Here is a 23851-nt window from a genome sequence, read left to right as displayed (position 1 = left end):
GATTTCACTTCCCGTTCGTCTGCACGGATCCGAGTGCCGGTACGACCAGGTCCCACACGATGTCGGCCAGCGCCTCCTTGGGACCGTACGGCACGGGTGTCTCGCCGCCGTCCGCGGCGAGGATCACCGCCTCGTTCTCCTCCGCGCCGAAGGTCTTGCGCTCCCCCACCTCGTTGACGACCAGCAGGTCGCACCCCTTGCGGCGCAGCTTCGCCCGGCCGTTGGCGAGCACGTCGTCCGTCTCGGCGGCGAATCCGACGATCACCTGCCCGGGCCTGGCCCGCTCCGTGCCGATCTCCGCGAGGATGTCGGGGTTACGGACCAGCACGATCGGCGCCGGCTCCTCCCCGTCCTTCTTCTTGATCTTGCCCTGGGCATAGTCGGCGGGGCGGAAGTCCGCCACGGCCGCGGCCATGACCACGGCGTCGGCGTCGGCGGTCGCCTTCAGGACCGCCTCACGCAGCTGTACGGCGGTGCCGACGCGCACCACGTCGACGCCGGCCGGGTCGGGCAGTCCGGTGTTGGCCTCGATGAGGGTGACGCGAGCGCCACGGGCCGCCGCCGTACGGGCCAGGGCGTACCCCTGCTTCCCGGAGGAGCGGTTGCCGAGGAAGCGGACGGGGTCGAGCGGCTCACGGGTGCCGCCGGCGGAGACGACGACGTGCCGGCCCGCCAGGTCGGGCGCGGTCACGCCGCGCGCCAGCACCCGGCGGCAGACCTCGAAGATCGCGTCGGGGTCGGGCAGCCGCCCCTTGCCGGTGTCGACGCCGGTGAGGCGGCCGACGGCGGGCTCGATGACGACGGCGCCGCGCTCGCGCAGGGTCGCGACGTTCGCGCGGGTGGCGGGGTGCTCCCACATCTCGGTGTGCATGGCCGGTGCGAAGACCACTGGGCAGCGCGCGGTGAGGAGGGTGTTGGTCAGCAGGTCGTCCGCCTGGCCGTGGGCCGCCTTGGCGAGCATGTCCGCGGTGGCGGGGGCGACGACGACGAGGTCGGCCGACTGGCCGATGCGTACGTGCGGCACCTCGTGGACGTCCGACCAGACCTGGGTGGAGACGGAGTGGCCGGAGAGCGCCGCCCAGGTCGCCTCGCCGACGAAGTGCAGGGACGACGCGGTCGGTACGACCCGTACGTCATGGCCCGACTCGGTGAACCGGCGCAGCAGCTCGCACGCCTTGTACGCGGCGATCCCGCCGCTCACCCCCAGGACGACCTTCGGCCTGCCGCCCGCCTGTCCCGATCGCTCCGCCTGGTCCACCGTGTCTCCCCGCGTTCGGATGGATGCGTCTCCCCCATGACACACCACGGGCCCGGCAGTCGCGCTGCCGGGCCCGTGGGATAAGGAACTGTCGCCGTTACTGCGCCGGGCCGTCGATGGCCTCGGACGTCAGCAGACCCGCGTTGATCTCACGCAGGGCGATCGAGAGCGGCTTCTCGTGGACGTGTGTGTCCACCAGCGGACCGACGTACTCAAGCAGGCCCTCGCCGAGCTGCGAGTAGTACGCGTTGATCTGACGCGCGCGCTTGGCCGCGTAGATCACGAGGCTGTACTTCGAGTCCGTGGCCTCAAGCAGCTCGTCGATCGGCGGGTTGATGATGCCCTCGGGCGTGGAAATGGAAGAGGACACTCTCTTGCCTTCCGAAAGATAAATCAGGGAAATACAGGAAATACCGGGTGCTACCGACGGCTGCGCGAAAGCAGACAGAGATCAGGTAACCGCCATCAAGGCTAGCAGCTCGCGCGCCACGTCCTCGACGGAGGTGTTCACCAGGCTGGTGTCGAACTCCGACTCGGCGGCCAGCTCCACCCTCGCGGCCACCAGCCGGCGCTCGATCACCTCGGGCGACTCGGTGCCCCGGCCGGTCAGCCGGCGGACCAGCTCGTCCCAGCTCGGTGGCGCCAGGAAGACCAGTTGCGAGTCCGGCATCGAGTCCTTGACCTGCCGCGCGCCCTGGAGGTCGATCTCCAGGAGTACGGGCTCGCCCGCCTCCAGGCGTTCGAGCACCGCACGACGCGGCGTGCCGTAGCGGTTGCCCGCGAACTCCGCCCATTCCAGCAGCTCGCCGTTGGCGACCAGCTTGTCGAACTCCTCGTCGGTGACGAAGAAGTACTGGACGCCGTGGCGTTCGCCGGGACGCGGTTTTCTGGTGGTGGCCGACACCGAGAGCCATACCTCGGGGTGGACCTTGCGCATATGGGCGACGACCGTGCTCTTGCCGACCCCCGAGGGGCCGGAGAGCACGGTCAGTCGCGGACGTACCTCTGGTGCCATGCGGCGATTATCCAGGTTCCCGGGGGTGCCCGAGAACGTCAGGCGCCGCTGCCACCGAACTCGCGTTCAAGCGACGCGATCTGGTTGGAGCCGAGACCCCGCACACGGCGGCTCTCGGAGATGCCGAGTCGCTCCATGATCTGCTTGGCGCGCACCTTGCCCACGCCGGGCAGCGATTCGAGGAGGGCGGAGACCTTCATCTTGCCGATGACGTCGTTCTCCTGACCCTGCTTGATGACCTCGTGGAGGGAGGCGCCGGAGTGCTTGAGTCGATTCTTGACCTCGGCCCGCTCCCGGCGAGCCGCGGCGGCCTTTTCGAGCGCGGCTGCGCGCTGTTCAGGGGTAAGGGGCGGAAGAGCCACGCCTACGTCACCTCGGATGTCGAACTGTCGGATACGGACCGGTGAGGAACAGGTTCGCTCCACACCAGGGCGAGTCAACGAGCGAGGCTTCCGCTCGTTGGCTCTCGACGGAGACTAGCGGTGAAGACCGCTCTCGTCAGCGAGAACAGCCGAAAAGTCCTGGTCAGCATCGCTCGACCAGGACATTCCAGGCAAAACAACCCGCTTTTCTGCTTCAATCCGCGTCAGCGCGCTCCGTCCGTGCTCTCGCCCGCGCCCTCAACCGCCGTCCGGACCTCGTCGCTGAACCGCTCCGCCGCCGCACGCAGGGCGTAAACATCCGGACCGTGACGGAGTACGCCGCGGCTGACGCTCGGCACCACGTTTCCGACGGCCGCGCCGAACACCCCCGGAAGATCGGCGGCGGTCGCGCCCTGCGCCCCGATGCCGGGCGCGAGGAGCGGACCGTTGATGGCGAGATCCACGCCGGCCTCGCCGAGGGTCGCGCCGACGACCGCGCCGACCGAACCGAGCGGCGTCGCCCCGGAGTTCTCCACGGCCGCGTGGTCGAGCATCACCTGCGCGACCGAGGAACCGCCCTCGGCGGTGGCCCGCTGGACCTCTGCACCCTCCGCGTTGGAGGTGAGCGCGAGCACGAAGAGACCGGAGCCGCTGACGCGTGCCGCGTCCAGGGCCGGCCGCAGCGAGCCGAAGCCGAGGTACGGCGAGACCGTCACGGCGTCCGAGAAGAGCGGGCTGTCCTTGTCGAGATACGTCGCTGCGTACGCGGCCATGGTGGAGCCGATGTCGCCGCGCTTGGCGTCCATCAGGACAAGCGCGCCGGCGGCCCGCGCCTCGGCGACCGCCTTCTCCAGGACGGCGACACCTCGCGAGCCGAACCGCTCGAAGAACGCCGACTGCGGTTTCAGTACGGCGACCCGGTCGGCCAGTGCCTCGACGACCGTCCGTGTGAAGGCCGTCAGGCCCGCGACGTCGTCGCTCAGGCCCCAGGCGTGCAGGAGCGAGCTGTGCGGGTCGATGCCCACGCAGAGCGGACCGCGGGTGTCCATGGCGCGGCGCAGCCGGGCCCCGAAGGGCTCGACCTCGCTCTCGGCGGCGTTCATGCGTGCACCTTCCGGGTGTCGGCGCCGACGGCTTCGGCGAGGGTGGCGTACTCGCTGGTCGCCAGCCGGGCGGCGAGCCCCTTGTGGATGCCGCGGCTGAAGAACGGGCCCTGGTAGATGAAGGCGCTGTAGCCCTGGACGAGCGTCGCGCCCGCCAGGATCCGCTGCCAGGCGTCCTCGGCGTTCTCGATACCTCCGACGCCCACCAGGGTGATCCGGTCGCCCACACGGCCGTACAGACGCCTCAGGACCTCCAGTGAGCGCGCCTTGAGGGGCGCTCCGGACAGTCCACCGGTCTCGGCGAGCAGGGAGGGGGCCGTCTTCAGGCCGAGGCCGTGCCGCGCGACGGTGGTGTTGGTCGCGATGATGCCGTCCAGGCCCAGCTCGACGGCCAGGTCGGCGACGGCGTCGATGTCCTCGTCGGCGAGGTCCGGTGCGATCTTGACCAGCAGCGGGACCCGCCGTCGCGTGACGACCCGGTCGGCGGCCTCGCGTACGGCCGTCAGCAGCGGGCGCAGCTGGTCGACGGCCTGGAGGTCGCGCAGGCCGGGGGTGTTCGGGGACGAGACGTTCACGACGAGGTAGTCGGCGTGGGCGGCCAGGCGCTCGGTCGACGTCACGTAGTCGCCGATCGCCCCGTCGTCCGCCACGGCCTTGGTCTTGCCGATGTTGACGCCGACCGTCGTACGGAAGACGGCCCGGCGGGCGGCGAGACGCAGGGCGACGGTGGCCGATCCGTCGTTGTTGAACCCCATGCGGTTGATCAGCGCCCGGTCGGCGGGCAGCCGGAACAGCCGCTGCCGGGGGTTGCCCGGCTGCGGCTGCCCGGTGACGGTGCCGATCTCGACGTGGTCGAAGCCGAGCATGGCCATGGCGTCGACGGCTACGGCGTTCTTGTCGAAGCCGGCGGCGAGGCCGAAGGGGCCGTGCATCCGCAGCCCGAAGGCCTCGGTGCGCAGCTCCTCGTAACGAGGCGCGAGCGCCGCGGCGACGAAGGTGCGCAGCACCGGGACGCGGACGACGAACCGGATCCAGCGGAAGGCCAGCTGGTGGGCCTGCTCCGGGTCCATCCGCCGGAAGAAGAGACGAAAGAAGAGTCGGTACATGAGAGCAGGCTCCTCCTAGTCCTCGCGGGCGGCGATGAGGTGCTGGGCGTGTTCCTGGAGCGAACGGACGCCGACGTCGCCGTGGTTGAGGGCGTCGATGCCCTGGACCGCTGCCGCGAGCGCCTGCACCGTCGTCAGGCAGGGGACGCCGCGTGCCACGGCGGCCGTACGGATCTCGTAGCCGTCCAGCCGGCCGCCGGTGCCGTAGGGGGTGTTGACGATGAGGTCGACCTCGCCGTCGTGGATGAGCTGGACGATGGTCCTCTCGCCGTTCGGCCCGGTGCCCTCGAACTGCTTGCGTACGAGCGTGGCGTTGATGCCGTTGCGCCGCAGGACCTCGGCGGTGCCGGAGGTGGCGAGCAGTTCGAAGCCGTGCGCGACCAGTTCACGCGCGGGGAAGATCATCGAGCGCTTGTCGCGGTTGGCGACGGAGATGAAGGCGCGGCCCTTCGTAGGAAGCGGACCGTACGCCCCTGCCTGGGACTTGGCGTACGCCGTGCCGAAGACGGAGTCGATGCCCATGACCTCGCCGGTCGAGCGCATCTCCGGGCCGAGGACGGTGTCGACGCCGCGTCCGTGGATGTCGCGGAAGCGCGACCACGGCATGACGGCCTCCTTGACGGAGATCGGCGCGTCCATGGGCAGGGTGCCGCCGTCGCCGCCCGCGGGCAGCATGCCTTCCGTACGGAGGTCGGCGATCATGGCGCCGAGGGAGATCCGTGCGGCGGCCTTGGCCAAGGGCACGGCGGTGGCCTTGGAGGTGAAGGGCACGGTGCGCGAGGCGCGCGGATTGGCCTCCAGGACGTAGAGGATGTCCCCGGCCAGCGCGAACTGGATGTTGATCAGGCCGCGTACACCGACGCCGCGCGCGATGGCCTCGGTGGAGGCGCGCAGCCGCTTGATGTCGAAGCCGCCGAGGGTGATCGGGGGCAGGGCGCACGCGGAGTCGCCCGAGTGGATGCCGGCCTCCTCGATGTGCTCCATGACACCGCCGAGGTACAGCTCCGTGCCGTCGTAGAGCGCGTCGACGTCGATCTCGATGGCGTCGTCGAGGAAGCGGTCCACGAGGACGGGCCGGGTGGGGCTGATCTCGGTGGACTCGGCGATGTACGAGGAGAGGCGCGTCTCGTCGTAGACGATCTCCATGCCGCGCCCGCCGAGCACGTACGAGGGGCGGACCAGCACCGGGTAGCCGATCTCGTCCGCGATGGCCTTGGCCTCGTCGAAGGTGGTGGCCGTGCCGTGCTTGGGCGCGGGCAGACCGGCCTCGGCGAGGACGCGGCCGAAGGCGCCCCGGTCCTCGGCGGCGTGGATGGCCTCCGGGGGCGTGCCGACGACGGGGACGCCGTTGTCCTTGAGTGCCTGGGCGAGACCGAGCGGTGTCTGGCCGCCGAGCTGGACGATGACGCCCGCGACGGGCCCGGCCAGTGTCTCCGCGTGGACGATCTCCAGGACGTCCTCCAGGGTGAGCGGCTCGAAGTAGAGCCGGTCGGAGGTGTCGTAGTCGGTGGAGACGGTCTCCGGGTTGCAGTTGACCATCACGGTCTCGTACCCGGCCGCGGTCAGTGCGAACGAGGCGTGCACGCAGGAGTAGTCGAACTCGATGCCCTGACCGATGCGGTTGGGGCCGGAGCCGAGGATGATCACGGCTGGCTTCTCGCGCGGCGCGACCTCGCTCTCCTCGTCGTAGGAGGAGTAGAAGTACGGGGTCTTCGCGGCGAATTCGGCGGCGCAGGTGTCGACCGTCTTGTAGACGGGGCGCACGCCCAGCGCGTGCCGGACCTCGCGTACGACGTCCTCGCGCAGCCCCCGGATCTCGGCGATCTGGGCGTCGGAGAAGCCGTGCCGCTTGGACTCGCTGAGCAGCTCGGGGTCGAGCTTCTCCGCGGCGGCCAGCTCGTCCGCGTACTCCTTGATCAGGAACAGCTGGTCGACGAACCACGGGTCGATCTTCGTCGCGTCGAAAACCTCCTGCTGGCTCGCTCCGGCACGGATGGCCTGCATGACGGTGTTGATCCGGCCGTCGGTGGGAACCTTCGCCAGCTCCAGCAGTTCGGCCTTGGTACCGAGGGAGGCCGGGTCGCCGGTGAAGGAGAACTGGCTGCCCTTCCTCTCCAGCGAGCGCAGCGCCTTCTGCAGTGCCTCGGTGAAGTTACGGCCGATGGCCATTGCCTCGCCGACCGACTTCATGGTGGTGGTGAGGGTGGCGTCGGCGGCGGGGAACTTCTCGAAGGCGAAGCGCGGGACCTTCACCACGACGTAGTCGAGGGTCGGTTCGAAGGACGCCGGGGTCTTCTCGGTGATGTCGTTGGGGATCTCGTCCAGCGTGTAGCCGACGGCGAGGCGCGCGGCGATCTTGGCGATCGGGAAGCCGGTGGCCTTGGAGGCGAGCGCGGAGGAGCGCGAGACGCGCGGGTTCATCTCGATGACGATGATCCGCCCGTCGACCGGGTCGACGGCGAACTGGATGTTGCAGCCGCCGGTGTCGACGCCGACCTCGCGGATGATCGCGATACCGATGTCGCGCAGCCTCTGGTACTCGCGGTCGGTGAGGGTCATCGCGGGCGCGACGGTGATGGAGTCGCCGGTGTGGACGCCCATCGGGTCGAAGTTCTCGATGGAGCAGACGACCACGACGTTGTCGTGCTTGTCGCGCATCAGCTCCAGTTCGTACTCCTTCCAGCCGAGGATGGACTCCTCCAGAAGCACCTCGGTGGTCGGCGAGAGCATCAGGCCCTGTCCGGCGATCCGGCGCAGCTCGTCCTCGTCGTGGGCGAAGCCGGAGCCGGCGCCGCCCATGGTGAAGGAGGGGCGTACGACGACGGGGTAGCCGCCCAACTCCTCGACGCCGGCCAGGATGTCGTCCATCGAGTGGCAGATGACGGAGCGGGCGGACTCGCCGTGCCCGATCTTGGCGTTGACGGCCTCCACGACGCCCTTGAAGAGGTCGCGGTCCTCGCCCTTGTTGATGGCTTCGACGTTGGCGCCGATCAGCTCGACGCCGTACTTGTCCAGGACGCCGTTGTCGTGCATGGAGATCGCGGTGTTGAGCGCGGTCTGGCCGCCGAGGGTGGGCAGGAGCGCGTCGGGGCGCTCCTTGGCGATGATCTTCTCGACGAACTCGGGGGTGATCGGCTCGACGTACGTGGCGTCGGCGATCTCCGGGTCGGTCATGATCGTGGCCGGGTTGGAGTTGACGAGGATGACGCGCAGGCCTTCGGCCTTGAGGACGCGGCAGGCCTGGGTACCCGAGTAGTCGAACTCGGCCGCCTGGCCGATGACGATCGGACCCGAGCCGATGACCAGGACGGACCGGATATCGGAGCGCTTAGGCACGCTGGCCCTCCATCAGGGAGACGAAGCGGTCGAAGAGGTACGCGGCGTCGTGCGGGCCGGCAGCCGCTTCGGGGTGGTACTGGACGCTGAAGACCGGCCGGTCGAGGAGCCTGAGTCCTTCGACGACGTTGTCGTTGAGACAGACGTGGGAGACCTCGGCGCGGCCGTAGGGGGTGTCGGAGATCTGGTCGAGCGGGGCGTCGACGGCGAACCCGTGGTTGTGCGCGGTGACTTCGACCTTGCCGGTGGAACGATCCTGCACCGGCTGGTTGATGCCGCGGTGTCCGTACTTGAGCTTGTACGTCCCGAACCCCAGTGCGCGGCCCAGGAGTTGGTTGCCGAAGCAGATGCCGAACAGCGGGGTGCCGCGCTCCAGCACGCCCTTGACCACCGTGAGGTCGGCGGTGGCGGGGTCGCCGGGCCCGTTGGAGAGGAACACGCCGTCGGGCGCGACCGCGTACACGTCGTCCACGGTGGCGGTGGCGGGCAGCACATGCACCTCTATGCCGCGCTCGGCCATCCGCTGCGGGGTCATGCCCTTGATGCCGAGGTCGACGGCGGCGACGGTGAACCGCTTGGTGCCGACTGCCGGGACGACGTACGTCTCGGTGGTCGCGACCTCGGCGGAGAGGTTGGCGCCCTTCATCTGGGGCGCCTCCTTCACGCGGGCGGTCAGCGCCGCGTCGTCGTCGAGGAGGCCGCCGGGGAGCGCGTCGCCGGAGAAGATGCCGACGCGCATCGCGCCGCGCTCACGCAGATGGCGGGTGAGCGCGCGGGTGTCGACGCCGCTGATGCCGACGATGCCCTGGCGGACCAGCTCCTCGTCCAGGGTGCGCTTGGAGCGCCAGTTGGACGGGACGCGGGCGGGGTCGCGTACGACATAGCCGGCGACCCAGATCCGGCCGGACTCGTCGTCCTCGTCGTTGACGCCGGTGTTGCCGATGTGCGGGGCGGTCATGACGACGACCTGGCGGTGGTACGAGGGGTCGGTGAGGGTTTCCTGGTAGCCGGTCATGCCGGTCGAGAACACCGCCTCGCCGAAGGTCTCCCCCACGGCCCCGTAGGCACGGCCGCGGAAGCTCCGGCCGTCCTCCAGGACGAGTACGGCGGGAGCGCCGGCGGCTCCCCGGGTGGAGAGGGTCATCGTGCGGTGCCTTCCGTCGTGAAGGGTGCGTCGTTGGTCGGCGTGGTCGACGCGGCCTTGGTTGGTGTCTGATTCGTCGTGATCGACTGGTTCATCAGGTTGATCGCCTCGACCCAGGCCGTGTGCTCCGCCGCGCGGTCGGAGCGGAAGCCGGAGTCGAGCAGCCGCTCGCCGTGCTGCCAGGTGAGGATCAGCAGCCCGCCCTCGGCGAGGACCTTTCCTGCGATGCCCTTGTCGAGCCGGGCGGCGCGCAGTCGGCCCGCCGGGACGAAGAAGTCGGTGGCGCCGGGCCGTACGACGCTCACGCCCGCGTCGGTGAGCGTCAGCTCCACCCGGCTGCGGACACCGAGGCCGTGGGCGACGATCCGGTCCAGCCACTGACCGGCGGTCGTGGAGCCGTGGTACCGGCCGCTGAGCCGCAGCCGCACGTCACCGGCGGCATCGCTCTCGGGCACCCGCGGCAGCTCCGGCAGATCGGACTGGAGGCTTCCGCGCCACTTCCAGCCCTGGCGCATCAGCCAGTACACGAAGGCGATGAACAGGAGCAGACCCACCGCCCAGCCGATACGGGCGGCCCAGTCGGTCACCTCCGCCGACTTCTGCTCGGCGGCCAGATTGATCAGTGCAGCGCTCACGCCAGATTCCCGTCGACGACCGTGGCACGGCCCCGCAGGAAGGTGTGGGTGACGCGTCCCGGCAGCTCACGGCCCTGGTAGGGGGTGTTACGGCTGCGGGAGGCGAAGCCCGCGGGGTCCACCACTCCACGGTAAGCGGGATCGACGAGCGTGAGGTTGGCGGGCTCACCTGCCGAGACGGGACGCCCGTGACCGGCGAGCCGGCCGATCTGCGCGGGCCGCACCGACATCCGGTCGGCGACGCCCGCCCAGTCGATGAGTCCGGTGTCGACCATCGTCTGCTGGACGACGGAGAGCGCGGTCTCCAGACCGACCATGCCCATGGCCGCCGCCGCCCACTCGCAGTCCTTGTCCTCGTGCGGGTGCGGGGCGTGGTCGGTGGCGACGCAGTCGATCGTGCCGTCCGCCAGGGCCTCGCGCAGCGCGAGGACATCGGCCTCGGTGCGCAGTGGCGGGTTCACCTTGTAGACGGGGTCGTAGGACCGTACGAGCTCGTCCGTCAGCAGCAGGTGGTGCGGGGTGACCTCGGCGGTGACGTCCCAGCCCTTGGACTTGGCCCAGCGGACGATCTCGACCGAACCTGCCGTGGAGAGATGGCAGATGTGGACGCGGGAGCCGACGTGGGCGGCCAGCAGGACGTCACGGGCGATGATCGACTCCTCGGCGACGGCGGGCCAGCCGCCGAGTCCGAGTTCCGCCGAGACGACGCCCTCGTTCATCTGGGCGCCCTCGGTGAGCCGGGGCTCCTGGGCGTGCTGGGCGATGACGCCGTCGAAGGCCTTCACGTACTCCAGGGCCCGGCGCATGATCACCGCGTCGTCCACGCACTTGCCGTCGTCGGAGAAGACCCGCACCCCGGCGGCCGAGTCGTGCATGGCGCCGAGTTCGGCGAGCTGCTTGCCCTCCAGGCCGACGGTGACGGCGCCGACGGGCTGCACGTCGCAGTAGCCGGACTCGCGGCCGAGCCGCCAGACCTGCTCGACCACACCGGCGGTGTCGGCGACGGGGAAGGTGTTGGCCATGGCGTGCACGGCGGTGAAGCCGCCGACCGCCGCCGCCCTGGTGCCGGTGAGGACGGTCTCGGAGTCCTCGCGGCCGGGCTCGCGCAGATGCGTGTGCAGGTCGACCAGGCCGGGCAGCAGGATCTGCCCCCCGGCCTCCACGACGGTGGCGCCGGGCGCGTCGATGGAGGTGTCCACGCGCTCGATGACCGTGCCGTCGATGAGTACGTCGCGCACTTCGCCGCCGAGCACCTTGGCGCCACGGATCAGGGTCTTGCTCATGGTTACTTGCTCTCCTCGGTGGCGGACGACGCGCGGGAATGGGTGACGGCGGGCTCGTTGCCGCCAAGTAGCAGATACAGGACGGCCATGCGGGTCGAGACGCCGTTGGCGACCTGCTCGACGGCCGTGCAGCGGTCGGAGTCGGCGACCTCGGCGGTGATCTCCATGCCGCGGTTCATCGGGCCCGGATGCATGACGATCGAGTTCGCGGGCATCCGGGCCATCCGCTCGCCGTCGAGCCCGTAGCGCCGTGAGTACTCGCGCTCGGTGGGGAAGAAGGCGGCGTTCATCCGCTCGCGCTGGACCCTCAGCATCATCACGGCGTCGGACTTGGGCAGCACCCGGTCGAGGTCGTACGACACGTCGCACGGCCACGTCTCGACGCCGATCGGCACCAGGGTCGGCGGGGCGACGAGGGTGACCTCCGCGCCGAGTGTGTGCAGCAACAGGACGTTGGAGCGGGCGACGCGGCTGTGCAGGATGTCGCCGACGATCGTGATGCGGCGGCCTTCGAGGTCCCGGCCGATGCCCGCGTCGGCGCCGACGAGCCTGCGGCGCATCGTGAAGGCGTCGAGGATCGCCTGGGTGGGGTGTTCGTGCGTGCCGTCACCCGCGTTGATGACGGCGCCGTCGATCCAGCCGGAGTTGGCGAGGCGGTACGGGGCGCCCGAGGAGCCGTGCCGGATGACGACGGCGTCCGCGCCCATCGCCTCCAGCGTCAGCGCGGTGTCCTTGAGCGACTCTCCTTTGGAGACCGACGAGCCCTTGGCCGAGAAGTTGATGACATCGGCGGACAGGCGCTTGGCGGCGGCCTCGAAGGAGATCCGGGTGCGGGTCGAGTCCTCGAAGAAGAGGTTGACGACGGTCCGGCCGCGCAGCGTCGGCAGCTTCTTGATGGGCCGGTCGGCGACACGGGCCATCTCCTCGGCGGTGTCGAGGATCAGCACGGCGTCGTCGCGGGTGAGGTCGGCGGCGGAGATGAGATGGCCGGGGGTACGGGGGCTTGCCCCTGTGAGGCGCAGCATCGGGTGTGCTCCGTTGTGTGGAGGTGGCTCTGGGTTCCGGGGTGTCCCACCGGGCGGGCACAGCGGCGTGGGGGCGCGCCGGCGTGCGGGCGGCCCTGTGCGGGCCCGCGGCGTACGGAGGGACCCGCGCTACTGGTCGGCGGCCGGATCGGGCCTGCGCAGGCCGAGCAGCACGGTGTCGCGGCCGTCCTCCTCGGCGAGCAGGACCTTGACCGTCTCGCGCAGCGAGGTGGGGAGGTTCTTGCCCACGTAGTCGGCGCGGATGGGCAGTTCGCGGTGGCCGCGGTCGACGAGGACGGCGAGCTGGACCGCGCGCGGCCGGCCGATGTCGCCCAGCGCGTCGAGCGCGGCACGGATGGTGCGGCCGGAGAAGAGCACGTCGTCCACGAGGACGACGAGCCGTCCGTCCACGCCGTCGGCCGGGATGTCGGTGCGGGCCAGCGCGCGGGCGGGCCGCATGCGCAGGTCGTCGCGGTACATCGTGATGTCGAGGGATCCGAACGGGATCTTGCCGCCGGTGATCTCTTCGAGCTTGTCGGCCAGCCGCCGGGCCAGGTAGACGCCTCGGGTGGGGATGCCGAGCAGAACCACGTCGTCGGCGCCCTTGGCGCGTTCGACGATCTCGTGGGCGATACGGGTCAGTGCCCGTGCGATGTCGGGTGCCTCCAGCACGGGGCGGGCGACATCAGAGCTGTGCGTGTCCATAAGAAACGGACCTCCTTCTCCGCCTCACAGGACGGACGTTAAAGGACGTCGGATTTGCGCCGTCGACATTACCAGGTCCGGCGGCCTTTTCCGGACTTGTGGCGGGGCGGGTCCGGACCATTCGGCTTGACGCATCCAAGTCACGCTGCGTAACCTCACAGTGAGTTACCAGCCACGCGGCGGAGCCGCAGATTTCCCAGCGTCCGGGGAGCCTTATGTCCAGCGAATACGCAAAGCAGCTCGGGGCCAAGCTCCGCGCCATCCGCACCCAGCAGGGCCTCTCCCTCCATGGCGTGGAGGAGAAGTCCCAGGGCCGTTGGAAGGCCGTTGTGGTGGGGTCGTACGAGCGCGGGGACCGCGCGGTGACCGTGCAGCGCCTCGCCGAGCTGGCCGATTTCTACGGTGTGCCGGTGCAGGAGCTCCTGCCGGGCACGACGCCGGGCGGGGCCGCCGAGCCGCCGCCGAAGCTCGTGCTGGATCTGGAGCGTCTCGCCCATGTCCCGCAGGAGAAGGCCGGCCCGCTTCAGCGGTACGCGGCGACGATCCAGAGCCAGCGCGGCGACTACAACGGCAAGGTGCTGTCGATCCGCCAGGACGACCTGCGCACCCTCGCGGTGATCTACGACCAGTCGCCGTCGGTCCTCACCGAGCAGCTGATCAGCTGGGGAGTGCTGGACGCGGACGCGCGGCGCGCCGTGGCCCACGACGAGAGCTGAGCGGCGCGGCACAGACCAGCAGAAACGTCACATCCCGTAGGGGCGGACCGCGGCGGCGGTCCGCCCCTGCGGCGTGTGTGGCCAGGGGCCGTACGCCGGCGACGCGGTCGACGCCCCCGGCAGGGGCCCTGGTCGCCCGGTGCACGCGCGGGCGGGCGCCGCGTGGCCCCGTCGGCGCCGATCCGCTCCGGGGACGCCCAGGCGGCGGTCAGCGGCCCCGCCGGCCTGGCGGCGCCGGAGGGAGCGTGCCCGCGACCGGGTGGCCGGGGCACGCCGGGAAGTACGTCACCCGGATGGCCCAGTCATGGACGACCGGGTCCGGGCCGGCGTTCAGGAGGGGCGCCGGGCCCGGCTTCGGCGGCCCCCGGCCGCGCTCAAAACGCCGGACGGGCCGCGTGTGCGGCCCGTCCGGCGCTGGAGAACACTGTCGACGCCGCTAGGGTCTGTCGTTCGGATCTTGCCGGGGTGTCCGAACGACAGGCCTAGTCGGCGCGGAGCAGGCTCGGCTTGAGGTCCTTGAAGCGGCCGAGGAGGCCGTTCACGAACGACGGTGAGTCGTCGGTGGAGAACTCCTTGGCGAGCTGCACCGCCTCGTCGATCACCACGGCGTCGGGCGTCCCGTCCACCCACACCAGCTCGTACGTGGCGAGCCGCACGATGTTCCGGTCGACGACCGGCATCCGGTCGAGCGTCCAGCCCACCGCGTAGGTGGAGATGAGTTCGTCGATCCGCTCGGCGTATTCCGCGTACCCCTCGACCAGCTCCATCGTGTATTCGCTGACCGGCGGCTGGCGGTCGTCGGTCCGGGCGTGCCGGAGCCAGTCCGCGAGGACCGTCCGCACGGGCGCCCCGCGCTGGTCGGCCTCGAAAAGGATCTGGAAGGCGCGCTTACGGGCCTTGTTGCGGGCGGCCACGGTTAGCTGTTCACCCGGCCGAGGTACTCGCCGGAGCGGGTGTCGACCTTGATCTTCTCGCCGGTCGTGATGAAGAGCGGGACACCGATCTCGTAACCGGTCTCCAGCTTGGCGGGCTTGGAGCCGCCGGTGGAGCGGTCGCCCTGCACGCCGGGGTCGGTGTGCTCGATGACCAGCTCGACGGCGGCGGGCAGCTCGACGTAGAGCGCGTTGCCCTCGTACATCGCCACCGTGGCCTCGAAGCCCTCCAGGAGGAAGTTCGCGGCGTCGCCGACGATCTCCCGGCTGATGTGGATCTGGTCGTAGGTGCCCATGTCCATGAAGACGAAGTACTCGCCGTCCATGTATGAGAACTGCATGTCGCGGCGGTCGACGCTGGCCGTCTCGACCTTCACGCCGGCGTTGAAGGTCTTGTCGACGACCTTGCCGGAGAGCACGTTCTTCAGCTTGGTGCGCACAAAGGCCGGGCCCTTGCCGGGCTTGACGTGCTGGAACTCGACGACGGACCAGAGCTGGCCAGAGTCGAGCTTGAGCACCATGCCGTTCTTGAGGTCGTTCGTGGAAGCCACGGTTGCGGAATCTCCTGGACTGAAGCTGGGTGGGACCACGGGTGCGCGCCACCGGTGCGACCGGCGAAAAAGCTTGCCGGAGCACTAGAGCGCGAGCAGTTCCTTGGTCGTAATGGTGAGTAGCTCGGGTCCGCCGTCCGCCTCGGGGCGGACGACGAGCGTGTCATCGATCCGGACACCGCCCCGGCCCGGAAGGTGGACCCCCGGTTCGACGGTGACCGGCACACAAGCGTCCAGTTTACCCATGGCAGCGGGTGCCAACTGCGGGTCCTCGTCGATTTCGAGCCCGACACCGTGTCCGGTACGGACCGCGAGCCCGTCGCCGTACCCCGCCGACTCCAGCGGCTGACGTGCCGCGCGGTCCACGTCCCGGTAGGCGGTACCGGGCGTCAGAGCCTCCCGACCTGCCCGTTGTGCGGCGAACACCAGGTCGTACAGCTCGATCTGCCAGTCGGCGGGCGACGAGCCGATGACGAAGGTACGGCCGATCTCGCAACGGTATCCGTGGTATTTGGCACCCAGGCGAACGGAGAGGAAATCCCCCTCCTCGACCCTGCGGTCCGTCGGCCGGTGACCGGGGCGGCCGGCGTTCGGCCCGGTGGCGACCGAGGTGCGGAAGGCCGGTCCGTCGGCGCCGTGGTCGACCAGGCGCCGCTCCAGCTCCAGGGCGAGATGCCGTTCGGTCCGCCCGACGAGGATCGATTCGAGTAGTTCGCCGAGTGCCTGGTCGGAGATCTCGGCGGCGATACGGAGGTGGGAGATCTCCTCCTCGTCCTTGACCGTCCGCTGCTGTTCCACGGTGCGGCCGAGGTCGGCGAGGAGCAGCCGGGGCGCCACGGAGCGGATGGCGCGGTGGCGGGCGACGGTCAGATGGTGCTCCTCGACGGCGAGGGTCCGTGCGGCGGACGGGTCGACCAGGTCCGCGGCGGCGACGGCCGGATCGCCCGTCGTGGTCGGGAGCACGCTCAGCCGCAGCCGCTCGTCGGGGCGGCCGTCGGCGGGGTCGCCGGTGGAGGTGCGGGGGCAGAGCAGTACGTCGCGCTGGTCGGCGACGCCGACCAGCAGGACGGCACCGGGAGGCGCGCCGCCCGCGAGATAGCGGACGTTCGCGGGGAGTGACACCAGGGCGGCATCGCTGCCGACCGCGGAGCACCGGTCGCGCAGCCGCCCGCGACGGACCGCATACACCTCTGACATGTATCGAGCCTATGAGCGTCGGCCCGCCTCGGCGCGCCGACGCGTCCGACCGAGCGGGCGGGCGCCAAGCGACGCCAAGAGGTGACGTTGGCGAACCGGCATCGGGGCTACCAGGCCGGTGGGCTCGCGATCGAGCGGGCGAGTACGTCGTCCAGGACCCGCGCCGTCGTCTCCACGTCGTACTTCGAGTTGTCGATGATCGGCAGTCCAGATCCGTACCAGCCGGCCATCCGGCCGTGGATGCCCGCCACTTCCTCGTCCGAGAGTCTGCGGTTGCCGCTGCGCTCCGCGTTCCGCTCCAGGACGATCTCCAGGCCGGGCAGCAGCACCACGGGCAGCAGGCCGGGGCCGACATGACGCTTCCAGCCGCCGAGCCCGACGACGGGGCGGTCGGGGAAGACCGCGTCGTCGAGGATGCAGGAGATCCCGTTGGCGAGGAAGTTACGGGCGGCGAAGCCGCAGGTGCGGCGGGCGAGGCGGTACTGGGCCTCGGAGTGCTCGTTCCACCCCGACTGCGGGTCGGCGAAGCCGGAGCAGACCCACTCGCGGACGTCGTCGAGGCTGATGTGGGCGGTGGGGACCTGTCGGCGGGCCGCCCAGTGCCTGGCGACGGTCGTCTTGCCCGCGCCGGCCGGGCCGATCAGCAGGACGGCCAGCGTGGCGGCGCCCGTACCGCTGTCGGCGAGATGCGGCACGGGGAGCGGAACCGGTCCGCCCGGCGGCAGTTGGATGTGCCCGGTCGAGTCCGGCGACGGTGACGCCGGTGGGCCCTGAGGGGGTACGGGCACCTGCGGGATCCGCTGGGGGCCGGTGGACCGGCCGGACGGCGGCGGCCCCTGCGGGGCGCGCGGCGCGCCGTGCTGGGGCGGTCCCCCGTGGGGCTGCGGGTGCGGTGCGCCGTGCGGCGGGGGGCCCGGAGGCCCGCCCGGAGCGGGCTGGGCGCCGTACGGCGCCGCGCCCGGTACGGGTGGTTGCCCGTGGGGCGCGGGAGGGCCCGCCGGGGGGCCGGAGCGAGGTGTGCCGTGCGGTGGCGGACCGTGGGGCGGGGAGCCGTGCGCCCACGCGCCCGCGCCCTGTCCGCCCGCTCCGTGCGCCGAACCATGGGGAGGCGGCAGCGGAGCCCCCACTGCGTGCTGCATCCGGTGCCACTCCGTCTCGTACGTCTGACGCTGACCGCTCGGCCACCCGGCCGACTTGCCCCCGAACGGTACCGTTCCCCGTCGCTTCCGTAAGAACGCCGGAAGCCCTCCCCGAGTGCCCGGCCGCCCGTTCGGGCTCGCCCCTCAGCCGTCCAGTTCCTCGGCGATGGCGCGCAGCGCCAGTCGGTACGAGCCGATGCCGAACCCCGCGATCGTGCCACTGGCGACACCCGAGACGACCGACGTGTGGCGGAATTCCTCGCGTGTGTACGGGTTCGAGATGTGCACCTCGATCAGCGGCGCGGTGCGCTGCGCCGCGGCGTCGCGCATTCCGTACGAATAGTGGGTGAAGGCCCCGGGGTTGATGACGACGGGGATCGATCCGTCGGCCGCCTCGTGCAGCCAGCGGATCATCTCGCCCTCGTCGTTCGTCTCGCGTACGTCGACGGCCAGACCCAGCTCCTTGCCCGTCGACTGGCAGGTCTCCACAAGACCGGCGTAGGAGACGGAGCCGTAGACGTCCGGTTCGCGGGAACCGAGGCGGCCCAGATTGGGACCGTTGAGCACCAGCACCCGACGGGTCATTCGGACACCTCCCCGTACGCGGCGAGCAGTACCGCCGGGTCCGGTCCCTCCAGCACGGTCGGCTTGGCCAGACCGTCCAGGACGATGAAACGCAGCAGGTCACCGCGGGACTTCTTGTCGAGCTTCATGGTTTCCAGCAGCTTGGGCCACTGGTCGCCGCGGTAGGTCAGCGGCAGTCCGACGGACTTCAGGACGGCGCTGTGCCGTTCGGCGGTGGCGTCGTCGAGGCGGCCCGCGAGGCGGCCCAGTTCGGCGGCGAAGACCATGCCGATGGAGACGGCCGCGCCGTGCCGCCATTTGTAGCGTTCGTTCTTCTCGATGGCGTGGGCGAGCGTGTGGCCGTAGTTGAGGATCTCGCGTACGCCTGACTCCTTGAGGTCGTTGGACACGACCTCGGCCTTGACCCGGATCGAGCGCTCGATCAGCTCGGCGGTGTGCGGTCCGGCGGGTGTGCGGGCGCCTTCGGGGTCGGCCTCGACCAGATCGAGAATGGCCGGATCGGCGATGAATCCCGCCTTGATGATCTCGGCCATGCCGCTCACGTAGTCGTGCACGGGCAGCGAGTCCAGCGCCGCGAGGTCGCAGAGGACCCCGGCGGGCGGATGGAACGCGCCCACGAGGTTCTTGCCCTCGGCGGTGTTGATGCCGGTCTTGCCGCCGATTGCCGCGTCGACCATGCCGAGGACGGTCGTCGGTACGGCGATCCACCGCACGCCGCGCAGCCAGCTCGCGGCGACGAAGCCCGCGATGTCGGTGGTGGCGCCGCCACCGACGCCGACGATGACATCGCTGCGGGTGAAGCCGGTCTGGCCGAGCGCCTTCCAGCAGTAGGCGGCGACCTCGACGGTCTTCGCCTCCTCGGCGTTCGGCAGCTGGATGGCGACCGCCTCGTACCCCTGGTCCGCCAGGTCCTGGCGCAGCGTCTCGCCGGTCTCGGCGAGCGCTTCCGGGTGCAGCACGGCGACGCGCCGGGCCCGGGTGCCGATGAGCGCGGGCAGCTCGCCCAGCAGCCGCCGGCCGACCAGGACCTCGTACGGGTCGTGGCCCGCGGTGCCGCCGACCTGGATACGGGTGACCGGCTGGTCCTCGTCCGTCGTCATGCGTGGTTCTCCTTGCCGGGGGTGGCTGACGGATCGGCGTCGGGAATGGCCGCGGCGCCCAGGTCCAGAGCCTCGATGACGGCTTCGGCGACCTCGTCGGGCGCTCGCTCGTCGGTCGGCACGACCGCGCGCGCGACCTCCGTGTAGAGGGAGCGGCGCTCCTCCATCAGCAGCTTCCACTGCTGGCGGGGATTGATGGCGAGCAGCGGGCGGGCCAGGCCCAGTCCGGTGCGCCGGACCGCCTCGTTCGCCTCCATCGAGAGATAGACGACGGGCAGCCCTTCGAGCAGTCCGCGGGTGTCCTTGTCGAGGACCGCTCCCCCGCCGAGCGCGAGGACGCCGGAGTGTTCGGCGAGCGCGGTCCGTACGGCGGCCCGCTCCAGGTCCCGGAAGTGCTGCTCGCCCTCGTCGAAGAAGATGTCCGAGATCTCCCGGCCCTCGGCGGCGACGATGTCGGCGTCGGTGTCCCGGTAGGCCGTGTCGAGGCGTTCGGCGAGCAGCGCGCCGACGGTGGTCTTGCCGACCCCCATGGGGCCGACCAGAACGATCTGCGGGCCACTCATCGGATCACCAGGTTCTCAAGGTACGACTCGACGTTGCGCCGGGTCTCCGGGACGCTGTCGCCGCCGAACTTCTCGGCCACGGCGTCCGCGAGGGTCAGCGCGACCATCGCCTCGGCGACGATGCCCGCCGCGGGCACCGCGCAGACGTCGGAGCGCTGGTGGTGCGCCTTGGCCGCCTCGCCGGTGGCGACGTCGACGGTGGCGAGTGCGCGGGGCACGGTCGCGATGGGCTTCATCGCGGCCCGTACGCGCAGCAGTTCGCCCGTCGTCAGCCCTCCCTCGGTGCCGCCGGAGCGGCCCGAGGCGCGCCTGATGCCCTCGTCGGTGATCATGATCTCGTCGTGCGCCCGGGAGCCGGGCACACGGGCGAGGCCGAAGCCGTCGCCGACCTCGACTCCCTTGATGGCCTGGATGCCCATGAGGGCGGCGGCGAGGCGGGCGTCGAGCCTGCGGTCCCAGTGGACGTGGCTGCCGAGGCCGACGGGCACGCCGTACGCCAGCACCTCGACCACACCGCCGAGGGTGTCACCGTCCTTGTGGGCCTGGTCGATCTCGGCGACCATCGCCTCGCTCGCCTCGGGGTCCAGACAGCGCACGGGGTCGGCGTCGAGCCGCTCGACGTCGCCGGGGGTCGGGTACACGCCGTACGGGGCTTTGGCCGCGGCGAGTTCGACGACATGGGACACGATCTCGATCCCGGCCGTCTCCTTCAGATACGAGCGGGCGACCGCGCCGAGCGCGACCCTGGCCGCCGTCTCGCGGGCGCTCGCGCGCTCCAGGATCGGCCGGGCCTCGGAGACGCCGTACTTCTGCATGCCCGCGAGATCGGCGTGGCCGGGGCGCGGGCGGGTCAGGGGCTCGTTCCGGGCGAGACCGGCCAGCACCTCCGGGTCGACCGGATCGGCCGACATGACCTGCTCCCACTTGGGCCACTCGGTGTTGCCGACCATGATCGCGACCGGCGATCCCATGGTCAGGCCGTGCCGTACGCCGCCGAGGAAGGTGACCTCGTCGCGCTCGAACTTCATGCGCGCGCCGCGTCCGTAGCCGAGGCGCCGCCTGGCGAGGTGATCACCCACGATCTCCGTGGTGATCGGCACACCCGCGGGAAGGCCCTCCAGCGTCGCGACGAGTGCGGGTCCGTGCGACTCCCCCGCTGTCAGCCAGCGCAACCTGCTCAACGGTGCTCCTCGGTAATTCTCGGCTACTTCGACGGTACGACTGCGGTACGCATCCTCGGGTCCCGATCCTGCCATGTCCGGCCCTCCGTCCCGTGAATCCGTCCAGCCTGCGGATACGCGTCCGGCGGAGGCCGTCAGACGGGGTGGGCCCCGAGCGCCCGCTCGCCCGCCGCGCGCATCACGGCGAGCGGGGCGGGCACGCGGCCGGTCATCAACTCGACCTGGAGGACGGCCTGGTGCACGAGGAGGTCGAGACCGCCGACCACGGGGCCGCCACGGGCTGACCAGGCGTCGGCGAGAGCGGTGGGCCAGGGGTCGTACAGAACGTCGAAAAGCGTGCCGGGGCCGACGGGGACGCGGCGGGCCAGTTCGTCGGTGGCGCCGGCGGGGGTCGTCGCGATCACCAGCGGCGCGCCGAGGGCGTCGGCCGCCCGTGACCAGTCGGCGGTACGGACGTCGACGCCGAGCCGTTCGCCCCAGCCGCGCATCTCGGTGGCGCGGGCCTGACTCCGTACATACGCGGTGACGGGCCCCGTACAGATACGGGAGAGCGCGGCGAGCGCGGACGACGCGGTCGCTCCGGCGCCGAGGACGGCCGCCGACTCCACCGTGCCGACGCCCCGCTCGCGCAGGGCGGCGAGCATGCCGGGGATATCGGTGTTGTCACCTGTGCGCCGGCCGTCGCCGTCGATGACGACGGTGTTGACGGCCTCCACCGACGCCGCCGTCCCGCTGACCATGTCGAGCAGCGGGATGACGGCCCGCTTGAGCGGCATGGTCAGCGAGAGCCCGGCCCAGGAGGGGCCGAGGCCGGTCAGAAACGCGGGGAGTCCCGCCTCGGCGACGTCGAAGCGGCCGTACGACCAGTGGGTGAGGCCCAGTTCCGCGTACGCCGCCCGGTGGAGCACCGGGGAGAGCGAGTGCGCGATGGGTGAACCGAGGACGGCCGCCCTGCGCTCGGTGGTACTAGTCGTTCGCATTCTTCCGTCGCTCGTTGAATTCCGCGACCAGCTTCTCGTGCTCGGCCAGGGTCTTGGTGAATTCGGTGGTCTTGCCGTCGATGGAGATGAAGAACATCCAGGCGCCCGGGTCCGGCGCCTTCGTGGCGTTCAGCGCGTCTGCGCCCGGATTTCCGATCGGCCCCGGCGGAAGACCCTTGTGGAAGTAGGTGTTGTACGGGTCGGGGTTGGACCTGATCTCCGCCGTGGAGATGTCGATCTCGCTCTCGTTCTTCAAGTAGTTGAACGCCGAGTCGAATTCGAGCTTCTGATTGGTGGCGGTGTTCGTCGGCTTGAGCCGGTTGAAGACGACGGATGCCATCTTCTTGAAGTCGTCGTGCGTGATGCCTTCGGCCTGCACCAGGCTGGCGACGGTGACGACGTCGAGCGGCGAGTCGAGACCGAACTTGTCGGCCGTTGCTTCCAGGTCGTACTTCTCGTACTCCTGGTTGGAGCGCGCGACCATCTGCTTGAGGACGTCCTCCGGCTTGGTCTTCTCACCGATGTCGTAACGCGCGGGATAGAGGAATCCTTCGAGCGGATCCTTTATGTTCTTGTCGTCGTCGGCCCAGTCGGGCAGGCCGAGTTTATCGGCCTCCGCCTTGGCGACATCGGCCGTGGTACCGGGATCGAGTTGGAGCTTCGTGTCGATGAGTTCGTAGACCTGAACGGCACGCCTGCCCTCCGCGATGGTCAGCGAATTCAGGTTGGCCGGGTTGGTCATCAACTCGACCGCGGCCTTCGCCGACATTTCCTTCTTCATCGGGTAGAGACCGGGCTGAATGGCGTTGCCCTTGGGGTGCTCACCGGCCGCGTCGATGAACGCCTGGGCGCTCTTGACCACACCGGCCTTCTTGAGAATGTTGCCCATTTCGGCGAGCCCGGCGTTCTTCGGGATCTCGACCTGCGCGGTGCCGGTACCGGAACCGGTGAAGTCGGCGGGCGGACCGAAGCGTTCCTGCCAGAACTGGTACGCGTAGTAACCGCCGCCGGCCGCGCCGGCGACGAGGACCAGGGAGGCCACGAGGCAGGCGCCGCCGCCACGGCGCTTCTTCTTCGGCTTGCCGCCGCGGCGGTCACGTCCGCCGCCTCCGCCGCGCCGGCCGCCGTCCTCGTCGTACTCGTCGTCGTATTCGGGGTCGTCGTCCCGGTCACGGCCTCGGTCATGGCCCCGGTCGCCACCGCGGTCGCGGTCGTCGCCGCGGTCGTCGCCGGTGAAGAACGGGTGCGTCTCCTCGGGCTGCGGCCCGTCCCAGTCGTTGTCGGGCTGGGGCGGAGGCGGGGGCTCCTGTTGACGGCGGACCTGGGGGCGGGGGGGCGGATACGCCTGCTGGCCCGCGTAGGGGTCGCCGGGGTTCTCGCCGTACGGCATGGCCGCCTGCTGGCCGGTGTCCCAACCACCGCCGTGCTGGGGGTTGTTGGGCTGTTGGCCGGCGTACTGCTGCTGATTGCCGTACTGCGGCTCGCTGTACTGCTGCTGCGGGTGTTGGGGGTGCTGCTGAGGATGCTGCGGCTGCTGGGTGTACTGCTGCTGACCCGTGTCCCAGCCGGCACCCCCGTACTGCGGGTCGTACTGCTGCTGAGCATGCTGCGGGTGCTGAGGCTGCTGCGCGTACTGCTGCTGACTCGTGTCCCAGCCACCACCGCCGTACTGCGGGTCGTACTGCTGCTGCCGATGGGGCTGCTGAGCCTGGGCGTTGTAAGGAGCCCCGCCGTCGGCGGCCTGCTGCGCTCCCCACCCCTGGTCCCCGTACAGGGGATCCTCGGGGTGCCACGGTTCGGAGCCTCTGCCCCGGCCATAGTCAGTCATCGATCCCCTAGAGCCGCGAGACGACAGGGGCCGGGCGCGGATGGCCCGGTGTCCGTGACGCCTCTCTCTGTGCGGTAGTTGTTCGAATCTCGCCGCATCGCGCGGAA

General features: G+C 70.6%; 23 protein-coding genes. 1 reads left to right on the top strand and 22 read right to left on the bottom strand.

All coding sequences use genetic code 11. The features are described 5' to 3' along the window. Positions 1 to 4: 4 nt before the first annotated feature. From coaBC to pyrR, 12 genes are all read right to left on the bottom strand, one after another. Positions 5 to 1258 (bottom strand): bifunctional phosphopantothenoylcysteine decarboxylase/phosphopantothenate--cysteine ligase CoaBC, encoded by a 1254-nt coding sequence (coaBC, locus tag ACIBLA_RS12670; RefSeq protein ID WP_363245234.1) that lies wholly within the window; start codon positions 1256 to 1258, stop codon positions 5 to 7. A 97-nt stretch (positions 1259 to 1355) separates the two neighbouring features. Next, positions 1356 to 1628, bottom strand: a complete 273-nt coding sequence (gene rpoZ / locus ACIBLA_RS12665) for a DNA-directed RNA polymerase subunit omega (RefSeq protein WP_023542989.1) — start codon at positions 1626 to 1628, stop codon at positions 1356 to 1358. 81 nt (positions 1629 to 1709) lie between these two features. Further along, positions 1710 to 2273 carry a guanylate kinase gene (gmk, locus tag ACIBLA_RS12660; RefSeq protein ID WP_363245235.1) on the bottom strand — a complete coding sequence of 188 codons (564 nt, stop codon included), beginning with the start codon at positions 2271 to 2273 and terminating at the stop codon, positions 1710 to 1712. Positions 2274 to 2311: 38 nt separating this feature from the next. Then, the gene (locus ACIBLA_RS12655) at positions 2312 to 2635 is read right to left on the bottom strand and encodes an integration host factor (RefSeq protein WP_016638838.1); all 324 of its coding nucleotides are present in this window, start codon (positions 2633 to 2635) and stop codon (positions 2312 to 2314) included. A 224-nt stretch (positions 2636 to 2859) separates the two neighbouring features. Then, the gene (gene pyrF / locus ACIBLA_RS12650; RefSeq protein ID WP_363245236.1) at positions 2860 to 3738 is read right to left on the bottom strand and encodes an orotidine-5'-phosphate decarboxylase; all 879 of its coding nucleotides are present in this window, start codon (positions 3736 to 3738) and stop codon (positions 2860 to 2862) included. Then, positions 3735 to 4844, bottom strand: a complete 1110-nt coding sequence (locus tag ACIBLA_RS12645; RefSeq protein ID WP_399198525.1) for a quinone-dependent dihydroorotate dehydrogenase — start codon at positions 4842 to 4844, stop codon at positions 3735 to 3737. The genes pyrF and ACIBLA_RS12645 overlap by 4 nt, the downstream gene beginning before the upstream one ends. A gap of 15 nt (positions 4845 to 4859) precedes the next feature. Then, positions 4860 to 8180 carry a carbamoyl-phosphate synthase large subunit gene (gene carB, locus ACIBLA_RS12640; RefSeq protein ID WP_363245238.1) on the bottom strand — a complete coding sequence of 1107 codons (3321 nt, stop codon included), beginning with the start codon at positions 8178 to 8180 and terminating at the stop codon, positions 4860 to 4862. Further along, positions 8173 to 9324 (bottom strand): glutamine-hydrolyzing carbamoyl-phosphate synthase small subunit, encoded by a 1152-nt coding sequence (carA, locus tag ACIBLA_RS12635; protein ID WP_363245239.1) that lies wholly within the window; start codon positions 9322 to 9324, stop codon positions 8173 to 8175. The genes carB and carA overlap by 8 nt, the downstream gene beginning before the upstream one ends. After that, positions 9321 to 9959 (bottom strand): hypothetical protein, encoded by a 639-nt coding sequence (locus tag ACIBLA_RS12630; protein WP_363245240.1) that lies wholly within the window; start codon positions 9957 to 9959, stop codon positions 9321 to 9323. The genes carA and ACIBLA_RS12630 overlap by 4 nt, the downstream gene beginning before the upstream one ends. Further along, the gene (locus tag ACIBLA_RS12625) at positions 9956 to 11242 is read right to left on the bottom strand and encodes a dihydroorotase (protein WP_363245241.1); all 1287 of its coding nucleotides are present in this window, start codon (positions 11240 to 11242) and stop codon (positions 9956 to 9958) included. Before ACIBLA_RS12625 ends, ACIBLA_RS12630 begins: the two co-directional genes overlap by 4 nt. Positions 11243 to 11244: 2 nt before the next feature. After that, complete coding sequence (locus tag ACIBLA_RS12620; RefSeq protein ID WP_363245242.1) at positions 11245 to 12267, bottom strand: aspartate carbamoyltransferase catalytic subunit; 1023 nt, start codon at positions 12265 to 12267, stop codon at positions 11245 to 11247. A gap of 129 nt (positions 12268 to 12396) precedes the next feature. After that, positions 12397 to 12972, bottom strand: a complete 576-nt coding sequence (gene pyrR, locus ACIBLA_RS12615) for a bifunctional pyr operon transcriptional regulator/uracil phosphoribosyltransferase PyrR (protein WP_363245244.1) — start codon at positions 12970 to 12972, stop codon at positions 12397 to 12399. A 215-nt stretch (positions 12973 to 13187) separates the two neighbouring features. On the opposite strand from pyrR, the gene bldD reads away from it, so the two are divergent. Further along, a complete protein-coding gene (bldD, locus tag ACIBLA_RS12610) occupies positions 13188 to 13688 on the top strand; it encodes a transcriptional regulator BldD (RefSeq protein WP_329828429.1) in 501 nt (166 codons plus the stop codon). A 482-nt stretch (positions 13689 to 14170) separates the two neighbouring features. On the opposite strand, the gene nusB is transcribed toward bldD, so the two are convergent. The 10 genes from nusB to mltG form a co-directional block, all read right to left on the bottom strand. Further along, positions 14171 to 14602, bottom strand: coding sequence for a transcription antitermination factor NusB (gene nusB, locus ACIBLA_RS12605; RefSeq protein WP_363245246.1), 432 nt, complete (start codon positions 14600 to 14602; stop codon positions 14171 to 14173). A 2-nt stretch (positions 14603 to 14604) separates the two neighbouring features. Continuing rightward, positions 14605 to 15171: an elongation factor P gene (efp, locus tag ACIBLA_RS12600; protein ID WP_363245247.1), complete on the bottom strand. Its 567-nt coding sequence runs from the start codon at positions 15169 to 15171 to the stop codon at positions 14605 to 14607. 84 nt (positions 15172 to 15255) lie between these two features. Then, positions 15256 to 16368, bottom strand: a complete 1113-nt coding sequence (locus tag ACIBLA_RS12595) for an aminopeptidase P family protein (RefSeq protein WP_399198523.1) — start codon at positions 16366 to 16368, stop codon at positions 15256 to 15258. Positions 16369 to 16475: 107 nt separating this feature from the next. Then, on the bottom strand, positions 16476 to 17507 hold the full coding sequence (locus ACIBLA_RS12590; RefSeq protein ID WP_363245249.1) for an AAA family ATPase: 1032 nt from the start codon (positions 17505 to 17507) through the stop codon (positions 16476 to 16478). Positions 17508 to 17651: 144 nt separating this feature from the next. After that, positions 17652 to 18092, bottom strand: a complete 441-nt coding sequence (aroQ, locus tag ACIBLA_RS12585) for a type II 3-dehydroquinate dehydratase (protein ID WP_363245250.1) — start codon at positions 18090 to 18092, stop codon at positions 17652 to 17654. Next, a complete protein-coding gene (gene aroB, locus ACIBLA_RS12580; RefSeq protein WP_363245251.1) occupies positions 18089 to 19192 on the bottom strand; it encodes a 3-dehydroquinate synthase in 1104 nt (367 codons plus the stop codon). The genes aroQ and aroB overlap by 4 nt, the downstream gene beginning before the upstream one ends. After that, positions 19189 to 19755: a shikimate kinase gene (locus tag ACIBLA_RS12575; protein ID WP_363245252.1), complete on the bottom strand. Its 567-nt coding sequence runs from the start codon at positions 19753 to 19755 to the stop codon at positions 19189 to 19191. Before ACIBLA_RS12575 ends, aroB begins: the two co-directional genes overlap by 4 nt. Beyond that, the gene (gene aroC / locus ACIBLA_RS12570) at positions 19752 to 20936 is read right to left on the bottom strand and encodes a chorismate synthase (RefSeq protein ID WP_399198522.1); all 1185 of its coding nucleotides are present in this window, start codon (positions 20934 to 20936) and stop codon (positions 19752 to 19754) included. The genes ACIBLA_RS12575 and aroC overlap by 4 nt, the downstream gene beginning before the upstream one ends. 134 nt (positions 20937 to 21070) lie before the next feature. Next, positions 21071 to 21916, bottom strand: a complete 846-nt coding sequence (locus ACIBLA_RS12565) for a shikimate dehydrogenase (RefSeq protein WP_399198521.1) — start codon at positions 21914 to 21916, stop codon at positions 21071 to 21073. Continuing rightward, the gene (mltG, locus tag ACIBLA_RS12560) at positions 21903 to 23744 is read right to left on the bottom strand and encodes an endolytic transglycosylase MltG (RefSeq protein ID WP_399198520.1); all 1842 of its coding nucleotides are present in this window, start codon (positions 23742 to 23744) and stop codon (positions 21903 to 21905) included. The genes ACIBLA_RS12565 and mltG overlap by 14 nt, the downstream gene beginning before the upstream one ends. Between the last annotated feature and the right edge of the window lie 107 nt (positions 23745 to 23851).

The sequence above is a fragment of the Streptomyces sp. NPDC050433 genome, assembly GCF_044458565.1.
In the GTDB taxonomy this organism is placed as follows: Bacteria; Actinomycetota; Actinomycetes; order Streptomycetales; family Streptomycetaceae; genus Streptomyces.
The sequence above is the reverse complement of the archived record's forward strand: the minus strand, read 5'-3'. Positions and strand labels throughout refer to the sequence as shown.